Here is an 18,124-nt window from a genome sequence, read left to right as displayed (position 1 = left end):
ACCGCCGAATTCCGAGGGACGATCCGATGATCAACGCTGCACACACGCTCGTCGCGAGCATCCCGAGTCCGTCGGTGAGCTACATCGACCTCGGACCGCTGCGCATCCACTTCTACGCGCTGTGCATCATCGCGGGGATCATCGTGGCGACCCTGCTGACGAACCACCGGCTGACGCGCCGCGGCGCCGAGCCGTGGGTCGTCATCGACATCGCGCTGCTGGCTGTTCCTCTCGCGCTCGTCGGCGCCCGCGCGTTCCACGTTCTCACGCACCCCGGCTTCTACTTCGGCCCCGACAAGAACCCGTGGGCGGTGCTGTTCATCTGGGAGGGCGGCATCGCGATCTTCGGCGCTCTCATCGGCGGCGCCGTCGGTGCGTACCTCGGCTGCAAATGGACGGGCATCCGGTTCTGGAGCTTCGCGGACGCCCTGGCCCCCGGGATCCTGCTGGCACAGGCCATGGGACGCTTCGGCAACTGGTTCAACCAGGAGCTCTTCGGTCTTCCGACCGACCTCCCGTGGGGGCTGGAGATCGACCGCGACAACCCCGCCTTCCCCGCCGGGCTCGCACCCGACACCCTGTTCCACCCCACCTTCCTCTACGAGGTGATCTGGAACGGTCTCGGCGTGCTCGTGCTGCTGTGGGTCGGCCGGACGATGTGGGCGCAGTGGGGCAAGCTGTTCGGCCTGTACCTGGTCTGGTACGGCGCGGGCCGCATCGTGTGGGAGTCGATCCGGATCGACCCGAGCGAGATCATCCTCGGCATCCGCACCAATGTCTGGGCCGCGATCCTCGCCGTCCTGGTCGGACTCGCGATCATCGTCGTGCAGGCGCGCCGGCACTACGGCGACGAGCCGTCGCCATATCAGCCCGGTCGCGAATGGGTCGCCCAGAGCGCGCTACAATCTGAGAGCACCGAAGACTTCGTGGATCTGAGCGCACCCCCGACGCCCGAAGCTCACGCAGACAGCGCCACAAGCGCGGTCACCTCGAAGCAGTAGTTCCCCAGGGCCGACGTCGTCCCGGTTCAGCACCAATGTGAGGACGGTCAGTATGGCCTCGAGCCCTCGACCCCAAAAGTTCGGATTCGGTTCCTTCCCCCCCAAGCAGGGCATGTACAACCCTGCCTTCGAGAAGGACGCGTGTGGTCTGGCGATGGTCGCCACCCTGCGCGGAGAAGCGGGGCACGACATCGTCGAGCTCGCGCTGACGGCTCTGCGCAACCTCGAGCACCGCGGCGCCATCGGCTCCGACGCCGGAACCGGTGACGGCGCCGGCATCCTGACGCAGATGCCCGACGCGTTCCTGCGCGCCGTCGTCGACTTCGACCTGCCGCCGGTCGGCGAGTACGCCGCGGGCATGGCGTTCCTGCCGCGCGACGCCGATGAGCGCCACGCGCTGAAGGCCGACATCGAGACGCTGGCCGCGTCCGAGGGTCTGACGGTGCTCGGCTGGCGCGACGTGCCGACCGAGGACGAGAACCTCGGAAAGCTCGCGTTCGCCGCGCGCCCGGCCTTCGAGCAGCTGTTCCTCTCGCGACCCGCGATCGGCGACGCCCCCGCCCTCTCGGGCATCGAGCTCGACCGTCGCGTCTACCGGCTGCGCAAGCGCGCCCGCCACGAGCACGACGCCTACTTCGTCTCGCTCTCGAGCCGCACGCTCGGCTACAAGGGAATGGTCACGACGCTCCAGCTCGAGCCGTTCTACCCCGACCTGCAGGACGAGCGGTTCGCCTCGGAGCTCGCGGTGGTCCACTCCCGCTACTCCACGAACACCTTCCCGTCGTGGCCTCTCGCTCAGCCGCTGCGCATGCTCGCCCACAACGGCGAGATCAACACCGTCAAGGGCAACCGCAACTGGATGCGGGCGCGCCAGTCGCAGCTCGAATCCGAGCTGCTCGGCGACGTGCAGCCGCTCCTGCCGATCTGCACCGACGGGGCCAGCGACTCCGCCTCGTTCGACGAGGTGCTGGAGCTGCTCACCCTGACGGGACGCAGCCTGCCGCACGCCGTCATGATGATGGTCCCCGAGGCGTACGAGAAGCAGACGGACATCGACCCCGATCTGCGGGCGTTCTACGACTACCACTCCATCCAGATGGAGCCGTGGGACGGACCGGCCGCCCTCATCTTCACCGACGGCACGCTCGTCGGAGCGACCCTCGACCGCAACGGGCTGCGCCCGGGTCGGTGGACGGAGACGACCGACGGACTCGTCGTCATCGGCAGCGAGACCGGTGTGCTCGATTTTGCCCCCGAGCGCATCAAGCGCCGCGGCCGCCTCCAGCCCGGTCGTATGTTCGTCGTCGACACGGCCGAGGGCCGCATCGTCGAGGACGAGGAGATCAAGCGGGACCTCGCCTCGCTGCACCCGTGGCAGGAATGGCTCGACGCGGGCCGCGTCCGGTTGAAGGACCTGCCCGAGCGCGAGCACATCGTGCACCCCATCGCCTCGATCACGCGCCGGCAGCGCACCTTCGGCTACACCGAGGAGGAGGTGCGCATCCTCCTCACCCCGATGGGGCAGGTGGGCGCCGAACCCCTCGGCGCGATGGGCAGCGACACCCCGGTCGCCGTCCTCAGCGAGCGGCCGCGCCTGCTCTTCGACTACTTCACGCAGCAGTTCGCGCAGGTGACCAACCCGCCGCTCGACTCGATCCGCGAAGAGGTCGTCACCTCGCTGTCGCTGGGGCTCGGTCCCGAGGCGAACCTGCTCGCGTGGGGCCCGGAGCACACGCGCACCGTGACGCTGGACTTCCCGGTGATCGACAACGACGAGCTGGCGAAGATCCAGCACATCGACACGGCGCTCAAGGGACGCTCGTCCGTCACCATCCGCGGCCTCTACCGGGTCGAGGCGGGTCACAAGGGGATGCAGAAGCGCCTCGCCCAGATGTGCGCCGAGGCCGATCAGGCCATCGAGGACGGCGCCGAGTTCCTCGTGCTCAGCGACCGCGACTCGAACAAGGACCTCGCGCCCATCCCGTCGCTGCTCATGCTCGCAGCCGTGCACCACCACCTCATCCGGCAGCAGACCCGCATGCGGGTCGGCCTGGTCGTCGAGGCCGGCGACGTGCGCGAGGTTCACCACGTCGCGACCCTCCTCGGCTACGGTGCGTCGGCGGTCAACCCCTACCTGGCGATGGAGACCGTCGAGTACCTCGTACGCGCGGGGTACATCACCGGCGTCTCGCCCGAGAAGGCCGTCAAGAACCTGATCTACGCGCTCGGAAAGGGCGTCCTGAAGATCATGTCCAAGATGGGCATCTCCACCGTTTCCTCCTACGCCGGCGCGCAGGTGTTCGAGGCGGTCGGACTCTCCGACGACTTCGTCTCGAAGTACTTCACCGGCACCGAGACCAAGCTCGGCGGCATCGGCATCGAGGTGATCGCGGCCGAGAACGCCGCGCGTCACGCGTACGCCTACCCCGAGGATGCCGCGGTGCGCGCGCACGAGCGCCTGTGGACGGGCGGCGAGTACCAGTGGCGTCGTGACGGCGCCCCGCACCTGTTCAACCCCGACACCGTCTTCCGGCTGCAGCACGCGACGCGCACGCGCCGCTACGACATCTTCCGCGAGTACACCAAGCTCGTCGACGATCAGGCTGCGGAGCTGAAGACCCTCCGCGGGATGTTCAAGCTGCGCACGGGGGTGCGCCCGCCCGTTCCGATCGACGAGGTCGAGTCGGTCGCTTCCATCGTGAAGCGCTTCTCGACGGGAGCGATGAGCTACGGCTCGATCTCCAAGGAGGCTCACGAGACCCTCGCGATCGCCATGAACCGGCTCGGCGCGAAGTCGAACACCGGTGAGGGCGGCGAGGACGTCGAGCGACTGCTCGATCCCGAGCGCCGCAGCGCCATCAAGCAGGTGGCCTCGGGCCGTTTCGGTGTGACGAGCATGTACCTCACGCACGCCGACGACATCCAGATCAAGCTCGCGCAGGGCGCCAAGCCCGGCGAAGGCGGCCAGCTGCCGCCCGGCAAGGTGTACCCCTGGATCGCCCGCACGCGTGGCGGCACCCCCGGTGTGGGCCTCATCTCGCCGCCGCCGCACCACGACATCTACTCGATCGAAGACCTCAAGCAGCTGATCTTCGACCTCAAGCGGGCCAACCCCGCCGCCCGGGTCCACGTGAAGCTCGTGAGCCAGTCGGGCATCGGGGCGGTAGCGGCCGGAACCGCGAAGGCTCTCGCCGACGTCATCCTCGTCTCGGGTCACGACGGCGGTACGGGTGCGAGCCCGCTGAACTCGCTCAAGCACGCGGGCACGCCGTGGGAGCTGGGCCTCGCCGAGACGCAGCAGACGCTCATGCTGAACGACATGCGCGACCGCGTGGTGGTACAGGCCGACGGGCAGCTCAAGACCGGACGGGATGTCGTCATCGCCGCCCTGCTGGGCGCCGAGGAGTTCGGCTTCGCCACGACCGCCCTGGTCGTGGAGGGGTGCATCATGATGCGCGTCTGCCACCTCGACACCTGCCCCGTGGGGGTCGCGACCCAGAACCCGGTGCTGCGCGAGCGCTTCACCGGCAAGCCCGAGTTCGTCGTGAACTTCATGGAGTTCGTGGCCCAGGAGGTGCGCGAGTACCTCGCCGAGCTCGGCTTCCGCTCGCTCGACGAGGCCATCGGGCGCAACGACGTCCTCGACGTCGACGGCGCGATCGAGCACTGGAAGGCGAACGGGCTCGACCTCGGTCCCATCCTGACGGGCCCGGCCTTCGCCGACGACGCCCCGCGTCGTCATCAGCGCGACCAGGACCACGAGCTCGAGGAGCACTTCGACGTCCAGCTCATCGAGCGGGCGCAGGATGTCGTCGCGCACGGCGGTCACATCGACATCGACCTGCCCATCCGGAACACCGAGCGTGCCGTGGGCACGATGCTCGGCAACCGGGTGACCCTCGCCCACGGCGAGAACGGGCTGCCGAGCGACTCGATCGTGGTGAACCTGACCGGCTCCGCCGGGCAGTCCTTCGGCGCGTTCCTGCCCGCGGGCATCACCCTGCGGCTGGAGGGCGACTCGAACGACTACGTCGGCAAGGGACTGTCGGGAGGTCAGATCGTCGTGCGCCCGCCGCGCGACGCCGCCTTCGACGCGTCCGAGAACGTCATCGCCGGCAACGTCATCGGCTACGGCGCGACGCAGGGCACGATGTTCCTGCGCGGCGTCGTGGGGGAGCGGTTCCTCGTCCGCAACTCCGGCGCGACGGCGGTCGTCGAGGGTGTGGGCGACCACGCGCTCGAGTACATGACCGGCGGCCTGGCGGTCATCCTCGGCGCGACGGGCCGCAACCTCGGTGCCGGGATGTCGGGCGGCAACGCCTACGTCTACCGCCTCGAAACGGCGAACGTGAACCGCGAGGCGATGGCCACCGGTGAGCTCGTGCTCGAGGAGATGGGATCCGGTGACGCCGAGATCCTCCGCGACCTGCTCGAGCGCCACGTCGCCGAGACGGACTCCCAGCTGGCGGCCCGCCTGCTCGAGGACTTCGAGACCGAGGTCGTGAACTTCGTCCGTGTGGTGCCGCGCGACTACGCAGCGGTGCTCGAAACCCGACAGACGGCGGCCGCCGAGGGGCTCGACCCCGACGGCGACGAGGTCTGGAGCCGCATCCTGGAGGTGACCCGTGGCTGACCCCAAGGGCTTCCTGAAGATCACGGAGCGCGAGCTCCCCAAGCGTCGCCCCGTCCCGGTCCGCATCATGGACTGGCGCGAGGTCTACGAGCCCGGTGACACCGCGGTGGTCCGCCGTCAGGCGGGGCGCTGCATGGACTGCGGCGTGCCGTTCTGCCACCAGGGATGCCCCCTGGGCAATCTCATCCCGGAGTGGAACGACCTCACATGGCGGGGCGAGGGCCGCTCGGCGATCGAGCGTCTGCACGCCACGAACAACTTCCCGGAGTTCACCGGCCGGCTCTGCCCGGCGCCCTGCGAGAGCTCGTGCGTGCTCGGGATCAACCAGCCGCCGGTCACGATCAAGCAGATCGAGGTCACGACGATCGACGAGGCCTTCGCGAACGGCTGGGTCGAGGCGGAGCCGCCGGGGCGCCTGACCGGCAAGACCGTCGCCGTCGTGGGCTCCGGCCCCGCCGGGCTCGCCGCCGCGCAGCAGCTCACGCGCGCCGGTCACACCGTCGCGGTCTACGAGCGCGACGACCGCATCGGCGGCCTCCTGCGCTACGGCATCCCGGACTTCAAGATGGAGAAGCGCCACATCGAGGCGCGTCTGCGTCAGATGCAGGACGAGGGCACGCGGTTCCGCGCCGGCGTGGAGATCGGCAAGGACATCACGTGGGATGCGCTCCGCGCTCGCTACGACGCCGTCGTGGTGGCCACGGGCTCGACGCTTCCGCGCGATCTGGCGATCCCCGGCCGCGACCTCGCGGGCGTGCATTTCGCGATGGAGTACCTCGTCGAATCGAACAAGGCCGTCGCGGGTGACCAGGTCGCCAACCAGATCCACGCCGAGGGCAAGCACGTCGTCGTCATCGGCGGCGGCGACACCGGTGCGGACTGCATCGGCACCGCGCACCGTCAGGGCGCCCTCAGCGTCACGAATCTGGCGATCGGCCAGCAGCCGCCGTCCGACCGCCCCGACACCCAGCCGTGGCCGATGATGCCGACGATCTTCGAGATCGCCTCGGCACACGAGGAGGGCGGTGAGCGCAGCTACCTCGCGTCCACCGTCGAATTCCTCGCCAACGACGCGGGGGAGGTGCGCGCGCTCCGCGTCGCCGAGACGGAGTTCATCGACGGCCGCCGGGTGCCCAAGAGCGGCACCGAGCGCGAGATCCCCGCCGACCTCGTGCTGATCGCGATGGGCTTCACCGGCCCGGAGCGCGCCGAGCTCGAGTCCCAGCTGGGCACGCTGTTCACCGATCGCGGCAACGTCGATCGGGCGGACGACTACCAGACCGCCACGCCGGGCGTGTTCGTGGCCGGCGACGCCGGTCGTGGGCAGTCGCTCATCGTCTGGGCGATCGCGGAGGGCCGTGCCGCGGCGTCCGCGGTCGACCGCTACCTGATGGGCGACACCGAGCTGCCGGCGCCGGTGCGTCCGACGGACGTCGCGATCGGGCTCCAGCGGGCATAGGCTGGACCCATCCCCTCCCGACCCGACACCACCGGAGATTCAGTGAGACGCGCCAAGATCGTCGCCACCCTGGGACCGGCCACAGCCAGCTACGAGATGGTGCGAGCCATCATCGACGCCGGCGTGGACGTGACCCGATTCAACCTCAGCCACGGAGACTATTCGGAGCACGAGGTCCGCTGGGCCAACGTGCGCAAGGCGGCTGATGACGCGGGTCGCCCCGTGGCCATCCTGGTCGACCTGCAGGGGCCGAAGATCCGCCTCGGCAAGTTCGAGAACGGACCCCACCAGCTCGCGGTCGGCGACATCTTCAAGATCACCACCGACGACATCCTCGGCACCAAGGAGATCGTCTCGACGACCTTCAAGGGCCTGCCGGGGGACGTCAAGCCGGGCGACTTCCTGCTCATCGACGACGGCAAGGTCCGCGTCGAGGTGGTCTCGGTCGACGGTGCCGTCGTCACGACGAAGGTGATCGTCGCCGGTCCGGTGTCGAACAACAAGGGCATCAACCTGCCGGGTGTCGCGGTGAGCGTCCCGGCACTGTCCGAGAAGGACGAAGCCGACCTGCGCTGGGGGCTGCAGCAGGGCGCCGACATCATCGCGCTGTCGTTCGTGCGCGATGCCGGCGACGTGACGCGCGTGCACGAGATCATGGCGGAGGAGGGGCGCAAGGTCCCCGTCATCGCCAAGATCGAGAAGCCGCAGGCCGTCGACAACCTCGAGGGCATCATCGACGCCTTCGACGGCATCATGGTCGCCCGCGGCGACCTCGGCGTCGAGCTTCCGCTCGAGGCCGTCCCGATCGTGCAGAAGAAGGCCGTGGCCCTGTGCCGCCGCATGGCCAAGCCCGTCATCGTCGCGACGCAGATGCTCGAGTCGATGATCGAGAACCCGGTGCCCACCCGTGCCGAGACCAGCGACGTCGCCAACGCCGTCCTCGATGGTGCCGACGCCGTCATGCTCTCGGGCGAGACGAGCGTGGGCAAGTACCCCGTCGGCGTCGTCGAGACGATGGCCCGCATCGTCGACTCGACCGAGACGCACGGCCTCGACCGCATCGCGCCGCTGACGGCGAAGCCGCGCACGCAGGGCGGTGCCATCACGCTCGCCGCGATGGAGGTCGCCCAGTTCATCGAGGCGAAGTTCCTCTGCATGTTCACGGAGTCCGGTGACACGGCCCGTCGCATGTCGCGCCTGCGCCCCGAGATCCCCATGATCGCCTTCGCGACCGACCCGGCCATCCGCCGACGCATGGCACTCACGTGGGGCATCCGCTCGAGCCTGGTCGAAGAGGTCGCTCACACCGACCTGATGTACCACCAGGTCGACGACTACTTCCTCTCGACCGGTCTCGCCGAGGTCGGCGACAAGGTCGTCGTGATCTCCGGCTCGCCTCCCGGAATCGAGGGTGCGACCAACGACATCCGCATCCACAAGATCGGTGACGCCGTCAACGGCCGTGCGCCGATCTACCAGACCATCCAGTGACGGTCTGACGGACGCCGAAGGGCGGGCACCTCTCCACGAGGTGCCCGCCCTTTCGTCGTGCCGGTGGTGGGAGTCGAACCCACACGTCCGAAGACAACCGAGTTTGAGTCGGTCGCGTCTGCCATTCCGCCACACCGGCGCACGTCATTCGACAATAGCGCCTCTCGTCGCATCGTCCGACGGAAGCATCGGCGGAACGCCATACCGTAGGATCAAAAGGTGACAGAGCAAGAAGAGGCCCCCACGCCGGCCGCTCCCGCACCCCGTCGTGTCGTCGTGGCCGAGGACGAGTCGCTCATCCGGCTCGATATCGTCGAGATCCTGCGCGACAACGGATACGACGTCGTCGGTGAGGCCGGAGACGGCGAGACCGCCGTGCAGCTCGCGACCGAGCTTCGTCCCGACCTCGTGATCATGGACGTGAAGATGCCCGTCCTCGACGGCATCTCCGCCGCCGAGCGTCTCGGCAAGGCGCACATCGCCCCCGTCGTGCTGCTGACCGCGTTCAGCCAGAAGGAGCTCGTCGAGCGGGCCACCGAGGCCGGAGCGCTCGCTTACGTCGTCAAGCCCTTCACGCCGAACGACCTGCTGCCCGCGATCGAGATCGCCCTGGCACGCTACGAGCAGATCATCACCCTCGAAGCCGAGGTGGCCGACATGGTCGAGCGCTTCGAGACGCGCAAGCTCGTCGACCGCGCCAAGGGGCTGCTGAACGAGAAGATGGGCCTCAGCGAGCCCGAGGCGTTCCGCTGGATCCAGAAGGCGTCGATGGACCGTCGCCTCACGATGCAGGACGTCGCGAAGGCGATCATCGAGCAGCTCGCCCCGAAGAAGTAGGCCCGCTCCGCGAGACGTCTCTTCCGCGCCGAGCAGCCGGGTTTCCCCCGCGCTCTCGGCGCGGAGCTGTTTCTTCGCGCGGGGAGAGGATCAGGATGCGGCGGGCGCATCCTTGATCATGTTGGTGATCCGGATCGTCGAGCACCGCCGGCCCTGTTCGTCCGAGACGACGATCTCGTGCACGGTCATGGACCGGCCGAGGTGCAGGGGAGTGCATACCCCCGTGACGACACCGCTCGTCGCCGAGCGGGTGTGCGTGGCGTTGATGTCGACGCCGACGGCGAGGCGCCCGCGACCGGCATGCATGTTCGCCGCCATCGACCCGAGCGATTCGCCGAGCACGACATAGGCGCCGCCGTGGAGCAGGCCCACCGGCTGGGTGTTGCCCTCGACGGGCATCGTGGCGACGCAGCGCTCCGTGGTGAACTCCGTGAACTCGATCCCCATGCGTTCCGCGAGCGCGCCCTTGCCGCGTCCCTGCGCCCACGCGAGGCCGTTGTCGGGTTCGGTGTTCTCGGGCATGCTCCACCCTCGGTCGCAGCGGGTCGTCGTGTCCGTGCTCGTCGTTAGGCTGGACGGGTGACGGACTCCGCAAAGCCTACCCTTCTCGTCGTCGACGGCCACTCGCTGGCCTACCGGGCGTTCTTCGCGCTGCCGGTCGACAACTTCACGACGAAGGACGGGCAGCACACCAACGGCATCTACGGATTCCTGTCGATGTTCGTCAACCTGATCAAGGCCGAGAAGCCCACGCACCTCGCCGTCGCCTTCGACACGTCGCGGCAGTCGTTCCGCACACGCGAGTACACGGAGTACAAGGCGAACCGGTCGGAGTCGCCGGCCGAGTTCAAGGGTCAGATCCCGCTGCTGCAGGAGTGTCTCGCCGCCATGAACGTCACGGTGCTCACGAAGGAGGACTTCGAGGCCGACGACATCCTGGCGACCCTGGCGACGCAGGGCGCCGCCGAGGGGTACGACGTGCTGGTGTGCTCGGGTGACCGCGACACCATCCAGCTCGTCAGCGACGACGTCACGCTCCTGTACCCGAGCGTCCAGGGTGTGTCGCAGCTGAAGCGCTACACGCCCGAATCCGTCATCGAGAAGTACGGCCTCCCGCCGCACAACTATCCCGATATCGCGGCTCTCGTGGGCGAGACGAGCGACAACCTCCCCGGCGTCCCCAAGGTGGGCGAGAAGACGGCGGTGAAGTGGCTGACGCAGTGGGGCTCGCTCGACGCCCTGCTCGAGAACGCCGACAAGATCGGCGGAGTGGTGGGCGGCAACCTGCGAGACCATCTCGACGACGTTCGCCGCAACCGCGCGCTGAACCGTCTGTTGCGCGACGTCGAGCTCGGTGTCACGCCCGCCGACCTCGCCGTGGCGCCGATCGACGCCGAGGCGGTGCGCGACATCTTCGCCCGGCTCGAGTTCCGAACCCTGCTGCCGCGCGTCTTCGAAGCGGCCGGGGCCGACCCGGCGATGGCGGTCGAGACCGCCCCGCCCGCAGTGCCGGCCCCGACGGCCGCCGAGCTCTCCGCATCCGATCTGGCCGCGTGGGTCGGTGCGCGTGAGGGCGAGATCGGAGTCACCGTCATGGTCGCCGGGGGATTCCCCCAGCGAATCGGCCTGGCGAGCGCCGACGAGGCCGTCGAGTCGACGTGGGACGACGCCGTCGCCGAGGCGCTGCGGCCGTGGCTCGAGTCCGCCACACCGAAGGTCATCTCCGACGCGAAGGTGCAGGTCAAGGCGCTGCGCCGCGCCGGAGTCCGCCTCTCCGGGCTCGCATTCGACCCGATCCTGGCCGGATGGCTGCTTCGACCGAGCCTGCCCGACAAGACGCTGGCCGACCTCGTGCACCGCTACCTCGACGAGAAGCTCCCCGAGGCCGATCCGACGCAGCTGGTGCCCGAGACCGAGGGGGCGACGCCCGGCCAGCTGTCGTGGTTCGCGCTGCGCGTCGCCGAGGCGGTGCGCGCCGAGATGCCCGCGTCCGTCCTCTCCGTCCTCACCGACATCGAGCTCCCGACCCTCGACACGCTCGCCGACATGGAGCTCGCCGGCGTCGCCGTCTCTCACGAGAAGCTGTCCACGTTCTCGGCCGAGCTCGCCGCGCGCGCCGACGACATCGCTCGCCGCGCCTACGCCACCATCGACCGTGAGGTGAACCTCGGCTCGCCGAAACAGCTCCAGGAGGTGCTGTTCGAGCAGCTCGAGCTTCCGAAGACCCGCAAGACGAAGACGGGGTACTCAACGGATGCCGCCGTCCTCGCCGATCTCCAGGAGTCGAACCCGCATCCGTTCCTCGAGCTGCTGCTGCAGCATCGTGAGGCCACGAAGCTCCGCCAGATCATCGAGTCGCTCGACACGGCGATCGCCGCCGACGACCGCATCCACACGACCTACGTCCAGACCGGCAGCCAGACGGGTCGCCTGTCGAGTACCGACCCGAACCTCCAGAACATCCCCATCCGCAACGAGGAGAGCCGTCGTATCCGGGCCGCCTTCGAGGTGGGCGAGGGATACGAGACCCTGCTGACGGCCGACTACTCGCAGATCGAGATGCGGATCATGGCGCACCTGTCCGAAGACCCGGGACTCATCGAGGCGTTCGTCTCCGGCGAGGACCTGCACCGCTTCGTGGGTGCCCGGGTGTTCGGCGTCGACCCGGCCGACGTCACGCCCGCGATGCGCACGAAGGTCAAGGCGATGTCGTACGGGCTCGTGTACGGCCTGTCGGCGTTCGGCCTGTCGAAGCAGCTGCGCATCGAGCAGTCCGAGGCGAAGCAGCTCATGCTCGAGTACTTCGCCCGCTTCGGAGCCGTGCGCGACTACCTCCGTTCGAGTGTCGAGCAGGCTCGCATCGACGGCTACACCGAGACCATCTTCGGGCGCCGGCGTCCGTTCCCCGACCTCGCGAGCCCCAACCGGGTGCTGCGCGAGAACGCCGAACGCGCGGCGCTGAACGCTCCGATCCAGGGCAGCGCCGCCGACATCATGAAGATCGCTCTCTTCCGGATCGATCGCGAGTTCCGCGCCGAGGATCTGCGGTCACGCGTGCTGCTGCAGATCCACGACGAGCTCGTCGTCGAGGTGGCCCCGGGGGAGTGGGATGCCGCTGAGCGCATCGTGCGCGAGCGCATGGGCGACGCGGCAGAGCTGACCGTTCCGCTCGACGTCCAGATCGGGCGCGGCGGTGACTGGGACGTCGCCGGTCACTGACCGACCTTTTCGCGCGGGGGTGCCGGACTAGGCTCGGAGAATGACCGAAGCACAGCGCACCCCCACACCGATCGACCGGATCGCCGATGCGTGGGTCGACACCCTGGCCGAGCTCTCACCCGGACTCGCGACCTACATCGGCCGTTTCGAGCACAACGCGCGCCTCGACGACTATTCGCCGGAGGGAACGGCCCGGGCTCTCGAGGCTGCTCGCAGCACCCTCGCCGCCCTCGAAGCCGCTGAGCCGGCGGACGACGTCGACGTCGTCACCAAGGCGGACCTCGCGGGAGACCTGCGGCTGCAGATCGAACTGGCGGAGGCCGGCGCGCATCTCCGCGATGTCAACGTGATCGCATCACCCGCCCAGGAGATCCGCAACACCTTCGACCTCATGCCCACCGCGACGGTCGAGGACTGGGGCGTCATCGCCGCACGCCTCGGCGCCGTCCCCGCGGCCATCGACGGTTACATCCGGACCCTGCGCGAGGGCATTGCGCAGGGGGTCGTCCCGGCACGGCGTCAGGTCTCCGAGGTCGCCACGCAGATCGCGCGCTACACCGCCGACACCGGCTTCTTCGCGACGTTCGCCGCCGACGCGGCGCCCGCCGAGGGGGGCCTTCCGGCCTCGCTCGCTCGCGAGCTGGCCGACAACGCCAACGCGGCGCGGGTGGCCTACGACGGCCTGGCGAACTTCTTCACGGTCGAGCTCCTGCCCGAGGCCGGCGAGACCGACGCCGTCGGACGCGAGCTGTACGCGCTGCACTCGCGCCGATTCCTCGGCGCGACCATCGACCTGGACGAGACCTACGAGTGGGGACTCCAGGAGCTCGCCCGCATGGTGGCCGAGCAGGAGGCGATCGCGAACGAGATCCTTCCCGGCGCGTCGGTGGAGGAGGCCGTCGCGCATCTCGAGAGAGACGAGTCGCGCAAGCTGCGGGGCACCGATGCGCTCCAGAAGTGGATGCAGGAGACGAGCGACCGCGCCGTCGAGGAGCTCGGACGCAGCCACTTCGACATCCCCGAGCCCATCCGGACGCTCGAGTGCATGATCGCGCCGACCAACGAGGGCGGCATCTACTACACCGGACCGACGGACGATTTCTCGCGCCCGGGGCGTATGTGGTGGTCGGTGCCCGAGGGGGTCGACTCGTTCGACACCTGGCGGGAGCTGACCACGGTGTACCACGAGGGCGTCCCGGGACACCACCTGCAGATCGCGCAGGCCGTCTACAACCGCTTCGAGCTCAACTCGTGGCGCCGTCTGCTCGCCGGATCGAGCGGGCACGCCGAGGGCTGGGCGCTGTACGCCGAGCGCCTCATGGAGCAGCTCGGCTACCTCGACGACCCCGCCGATCGGCTGGGCATGCTCGACGGCCAGCGGATGCGGGCCGCACGCGTCGTTCTCGACATCGGCGTGCACCTGGGCAAGCAGCGCCCGGACGGCCAGGGCATCTGGGACGCCGATTACGCACTCGAGTTCATGATGCGAAACGTCAACATGTCGGACGAGTTCATCCGCTTCGAGGTCAACCGGTACCTCGGCTGGCCCGGGCAAGCCCCGTCGTACAAGGTCGGCCAGCGCATCTGGGAGCAGATCCGCGACGACTACGCCGCACAGTCGGGGGACGAGTTCGACGTCAAGGCGTTCCACATGAAGGCGCTGCGCCTCGGCGGAGTCGGCCTCGACACCCTGCGGATGGCCCTCGCGCAGGGCTGAACGCGTCGACGGTGGGGCGGGAATAGTCTTCCCGTCCCACCGTTGTATGCGCATGAATGAAAGGTGGTCCCCATGACCGCGACATCCGTCCAGTTCGCTCTCGACACCTTCGGCGACGTCACCCGCGGCGCCGACGGCGAGTTGCTCTCCGACGCGCAGACGATCCGGAACGTCGTCGACCAGGCGGTCCTCGCCGACGAGGTCGGCCTGAGCTTCTTCGGGGTGGGGGAGCACCACCGTCGCGAGTTCGCCGTCTCGAGTCCGGAGATCGTGCTCGCCGCAGCTGCCGCTCGCACGAAGGACATCCATCTCGGAACCGCGGTGACGGTGCTCTCGAGCGACGATCCCGTGCGCGTCTACGAGCGTTTCGCGACCCTCGACGCGGTCTCGAACGGTCGCGCGGAGATCATCCTCGGACGAGGATCGTTCACCGAGTCGTTCCCGCTCTTCGGCTTCGACCTCGCCGACTACGAGATCCTCTTCGAGGAACGCCTCGACCTCTTCGGACGCTTGCGATCGGAGCAGCCCGTCACCTGGCAGGGCAAGACCCGGCCGGCGCTGACGGATGCCGACGTCTTCCCCAAGACCGAGAACGGTCTGCGCGCCTGGGTCGGGGTCGGCGGGTCGCCGGAGTCGGTGCTGCGGACGGCCCACAACGGCTACGGCCTGATGCTGGCGATCATCGGCGGGGGCGCGGCGCGTTTCCGTCCGTACGTCGACCTGTTCCACCGCACCCGTGACGCCATGGGGGCAGACCGGCTGCCCGTCGGTGTGCACTCGCCCGGTCACATCGCCGACACCGACGAGGAGGCCTGGGAGGAGCTGTTCCCGGCCATGAAGGTGAACCGTGACGCTATCGGCGCCGAGCGCGGCTGGCCGCCGTACTCGCGCCTGCAGTTCCAGCACGACCTCGGTCCCGACGGGGCGGTGTACGCCGGCTCGCCCGAGACCGTGGCGCGCAAGCTCGCGCAGACGATCCGGACCCTCGGCCTGGACCGGTTCGACCTGAAGTTCTCGCACGGCACGCTCGCCCACGACCGGATGCTGCGCTCGATCGAGCTCTACGGCACGCGGGTCGCCCCGCTCGTGCGCGACATGCTCGCGGACGACTGAGGACGTGGCGCCGGAGGTCGTCGCGGGTCAATAGCATGGTCGAATGACCGATACCGCGACGCCCTCGGTGGCGCGCCGCCTCGACGATCTTCCCTTCGGACGCCGGCACCTGAAAGTCCTGACGGGCTCCGGCCTGGGCTGGGCCCTCGACGCGATGGACGTCGGGCTCATCTCCTTCATCATCACGGCGCTCATCGCGCAGTGGTCGCTGGACACGTCGCAGGCGTCGTGGATCGCCTCCGCCGGGTTCGTCGGCATGGCGATCGGTGCGAGCCTCGGCGGGCTGCTGGCCGACCGGTTCGGACGTCGGTCGGTCTTCGCCGTCACCCTTCTCGTGTACGGCGTCGCGACCGGCGCGAGCGCGCTGGTGGGCGGGCTGGCGATGCTGCTCGTCCTCCGGTTCGTCGTGGGCCTGGGGCTCGGCGCCGAGCTGCCGGTGGCGAGCACGTACGTCAGCGAGTTCGCCCCCGCCCGCATCCGTGGGCGAGTCATCGTCATCCTCGAAGCGTTCTGGGCCGTCGGATGGACCGCGGCGGCGCTCATCGGCTACTTCGTCATCCCGCAGGTCGAGGAGGGCTGGCGCTGGGCCTTCGTCGTCGGGGCCATCCCGGCCGTCTACGCGCTCATCGTGCGCTGGGGGCTGCCGGAGTCCGCGCGGTGGCTCGAGCGCCGCGGCCGGCACGAGGAGGCCGACGCGGTCGTGCGCGGTTTCGAAGCCGATGGTCCCCGCAAGCCGGCCCCGCGTCGCGAGACGGTCGTCGACACGGCGGCGCCCGCGGCTCCAGCGGCCGCGATCTCGTCGAGCGGACGACTCCGTGCGCTCTGGTCGGCGGAGTTCCGCGGGCGGACCGCCAGCCTGTGGCTCGTCTGGTTCTGCGTGAACTTCTCGTACTACGGCGCCTTCATCTGGATCCCGACGATCCTCTACACGCAGGGCTACGACCTCGTCCGCTCGTTCGGGTTCACCCTCATCATCACTCTCGCGCAGCTGCCCGGGTACGCCGTCGCGGCCTGGTTGATCGAGGTGTGGGGGCGGCGGCTCACGCTCTCGGTCTTCCTCCTGGGGTCGGCGGCATCCGCCGTCGTCTTCGGGACAGCGGGCACCGAGACCGTGATCATCGCGGCCGGCATGGCGCTGTCGTTCTTCAACCTCGGCGCCTGGGGCGCGCTGTACGCCGTCACGCCGGAGATGTATCCGACGTCGCTCCGCGGCACGGGCGCGGGCTGGGCGGCCGGGGTCGGCCGCATCGCGTCGATCATCGCTCCACTGTCGGTGCCACCCCTGCTGCTGTGGGGCGGCGCGCCCGTGCTCTTCGTCGTGTTCGCCGTGTTCTTCGTCCTCGCCGCCGCCGGCGCGTGGGGCCTCGCCGACCGCAGAGGAGAGTCGCTCGATGACCGGTGACGCGGGGGGATCCGAGGTCCGGTACGTCGCGATCGGCGACTCGTTCACCGAGGGGGTGGGCGACGAGCTGCCCGACGGCGCCGTGCGCGGGTGGGCCGACCTCGTTGCCGCGGGCTGGGCCGATGCGACCGGTCGAGCCGTCCACTACGCCAACCTCGCCATCCGCGGCAAGCTCGTGCGACCCATCGTCGACGAGCAGCTCGAGGCCGCGCTCGCGCTGAAACCGACGCACCTGTCGTTCAACGGCGGGGGCAATGACATGCTGCGACCGCGGACCTCGATCGCGCACATCCTCGACGCCTTCCTCCAGGTCGTGCGGCGCTGCGACGAGGAAGGCGTCCGCCTCATCCTGCTCTCCGGAGCCAATCCCTCGGCGCAGCTGCCGCTGGGGGGTCTCGTCAACCGACGGGGCGATGCGCTGTCGGATGCCGTGGTCGAACGCATCGCGGATCGAGATGACATCGTGCGCGCCCTCAACTGGTACGACCGCGCGCTGACGCATCCCTCGTACTGGTCGGCCGATCGGCTGCACATGAGCGCGCGCGGTCACCATCGGGTGGCGGCGCGCGTGCTCGGATCCCTCGGGCTCGAGGCGCCGGGGGAGTGGTGGTCGCTTCCGCTCGACGAGCAACCGCCTGCCCTCGCCCGCGGCGAGTACTTCCGCGAGCACCTCGCCCCCTGGGTACGCCGCCGGCTGACGGGGCGGTCATCGGGAGACCACCGCGAACCGAAGTTCGGGTCCTGGGTCGAGGTCGCCCCGCGCTCCTGACACGCCGCGAGATGCGGTGTCAAGCCAGTGCGCGGGGCCGGGCGCGCGCGCCAGGATCGAAGGGTCCGCACACCCGGAAGGAACTGACATGAGCATTGGTGCCGGAATCGCACTCTTCGTCATCGGCGCGATCCTCGCGTTCGCTGTGAACGTCGAGGTTGAGTGGGTGAACCTCGACCTCATCGGCTACATCCTGATGGGTGCCGGCGCGCTCATCTTCCTCCTCGGCCTCATCCTGATGGTGCGTCGCCGTCAGACCGAGACCGTCAGCCGCACCGCCGTCGACCCGGCGAGTGGACAGCGGGTCACGCGCAACAGCACGAGCACGTCGGGCGACCCGACGCTCTGATCTCGACGACTGCGGCGGGGGGGGGGGGGGGGGGGCCCCGGGGGGCCCCCCCCCCCCCCGGCGAGACGGTTACGGGAGCTGGAAGTAGATCTCGTCCGCGAGCATGCCCGGAGTCACCCGGATGAGGCCGTCGA

Annotated in this window: 12 protein-coding genes and 1 tRNA gene; 11 read left to right on the top strand and 2 right to left on the bottom strand. The window is 69.3% G+C overall.

The features are described from left to right. Nucleotides 1-26 precede the first annotated feature (26 nt). From lgt to pyk, 4 genes are read left to right on the top strand one after another with little or no spacing between them, the layout of a single operon-like run. Complete coding sequence (gene lgt, locus ACPYN5_RS09345) at nt 27-1,001, top strand: prolipoprotein diacylglyceryl transferase (protein WP_424448709.1); 975 nt, start codon at nt 27-29, stop codon at nt 999-1,001. A 52-nt stretch (nt 1,002-1,053) separates the two neighbouring features. Beyond that, nucleotides 1,054-5,634, top strand: coding sequence for a glutamate synthase large subunit (gene gltB / locus ACPYN5_RS09340; RefSeq protein ID WP_424448708.1), 4,581 nt, complete (start codon nt 1,054-1,056; stop codon nt 5,632-5,634). Next, on the top strand, nt 5,627-7,093 hold the full coding sequence (locus ACPYN5_RS09335) for a glutamate synthase subunit beta (RefSeq protein WP_424448707.1): 1,467 nt from the start codon (nt 5,627-5,629) through the stop codon (nt 7,091-7,093). The genes gltB and ACPYN5_RS09335 overlap by 8 nt, the downstream gene beginning before the upstream one ends. Nucleotides 7,094-7,135: 42 nt before the next feature. Continuing rightward, nucleotides 7,136-8,584, top strand: a complete 1,449-nt coding sequence (gene pyk / locus ACPYN5_RS09330; RefSeq protein ID WP_424448706.1) for a pyruvate kinase — start codon at nt 7,136-7,138, stop codon at nt 8,582-8,584. Nucleotides 8,585-8,642: 58 nt separating this feature from the next. Here pyk and ACPYN5_RS09325 read toward each other — a convergent pair. Further along, nucleotides 8,643-8,723 (bottom strand) — tRNA-Leu (locus ACPYN5_RS09325). 80 nt (nt 8,724-8,803) lie between these two features. On the opposite strand from ACPYN5_RS09325, the gene ACPYN5_RS09320 reads away from it, so the two are divergent. Beyond that, nucleotides 8,804-9,421 carry an ANTAR domain-containing response regulator gene (locus ACPYN5_RS09320; protein WP_424448705.1) on the top strand — a complete coding sequence of 206 codons (618 nt, stop codon included), beginning with the start codon at nt 8,804-8,806 and terminating at the stop codon, nt 9,419-9,421. A gap of 90 nt (nt 9,422-9,511) precedes the next feature. Here ACPYN5_RS09320 and ACPYN5_RS09315 read toward each other — a convergent pair whose 3' ends face one another. Further along, nucleotides 9,512-9,943 carry a hotdog fold thioesterase gene (locus ACPYN5_RS09315; RefSeq protein ID WP_424448704.1) on the bottom strand — a complete coding sequence of 144 codons (432 nt, stop codon included), beginning with the start codon at nt 9,941-9,943 and terminating at the stop codon, nt 9,512-9,514. A 57-nt stretch (nt 9,944-10,000) separates the two neighbouring features. On the opposite strand from ACPYN5_RS09315, the gene polA reads away from it, so the two are divergent. From polA to ACPYN5_RS09285, 6 genes are all read left to right on the top strand, one after another. Next, nucleotides 10,001-12,640, top strand: coding sequence for a DNA polymerase I (gene polA, locus ACPYN5_RS09310; protein WP_424448703.1), 2,640 nt, complete (start codon nt 10,001-10,003; stop codon nt 12,638-12,640). 40 nt (nt 12,641-12,680) lie between these two features. After that, complete coding sequence (locus tag ACPYN5_RS09305) at nt 12,681-14,357, top strand: DUF885 domain-containing protein (RefSeq protein WP_424448702.1); 1,677 nt, start codon at nt 12,681-12,683, stop codon at nt 14,355-14,357. A gap of 72 nt (nt 14,358-14,429) precedes the next feature. After that, nucleotides 14,430-15,470: an LLM class flavin-dependent oxidoreductase gene (locus ACPYN5_RS09300; protein ID WP_424448701.1), complete on the top strand. Its 1,041-nt coding sequence runs from the start codon at nt 14,430-14,432 to the stop codon at nt 15,468-15,470. A 43-nt stretch (nt 15,471-15,513) separates the two neighbouring features. Next, the gene (locus ACPYN5_RS09295; protein WP_424448700.1) at nt 15,514-16,872 is read left to right on the top strand and encodes an MFS transporter; all 1,359 of its coding nucleotides are present in this window, start codon (nt 15,514-15,516) and stop codon (nt 16,870-16,872) included. Continuing rightward, entirely contained in the window at nt 16,862-17,641 is a 780-nt protein-coding gene (locus ACPYN5_RS09290) for an SGNH/GDSL hydrolase family protein (protein WP_424448699.1), read from the top strand. Before ACPYN5_RS09295 ends, ACPYN5_RS09290 begins: the two co-directional genes overlap by 11 nt. Nucleotides 17,642-17,729: 88 nt before the next feature. Continuing rightward, nucleotides 17,730-17,990 carry a DUF6458 family protein gene (locus ACPYN5_RS09285; protein WP_424448698.1) on the top strand — a complete coding sequence of 87 codons (261 nt, stop codon included), beginning with the start codon at nt 17,730-17,732 and terminating at the stop codon, nt 17,988-17,990. The last annotated feature ends 134 nt before the right edge of the window (nt 17,991-18,124 follow it).

The sequence above is a fragment of the Microbacterium arborescens genome (assembly GCF_049707515.1).
GTDB lineage: Bacteria > Actinomycetota > Actinomycetes > Actinomycetales > Microbacteriaceae > Microbacterium > Microbacterium arborescens_B.
This window is presented reverse-complemented; position numbering and strand designations above follow the sequence as displayed.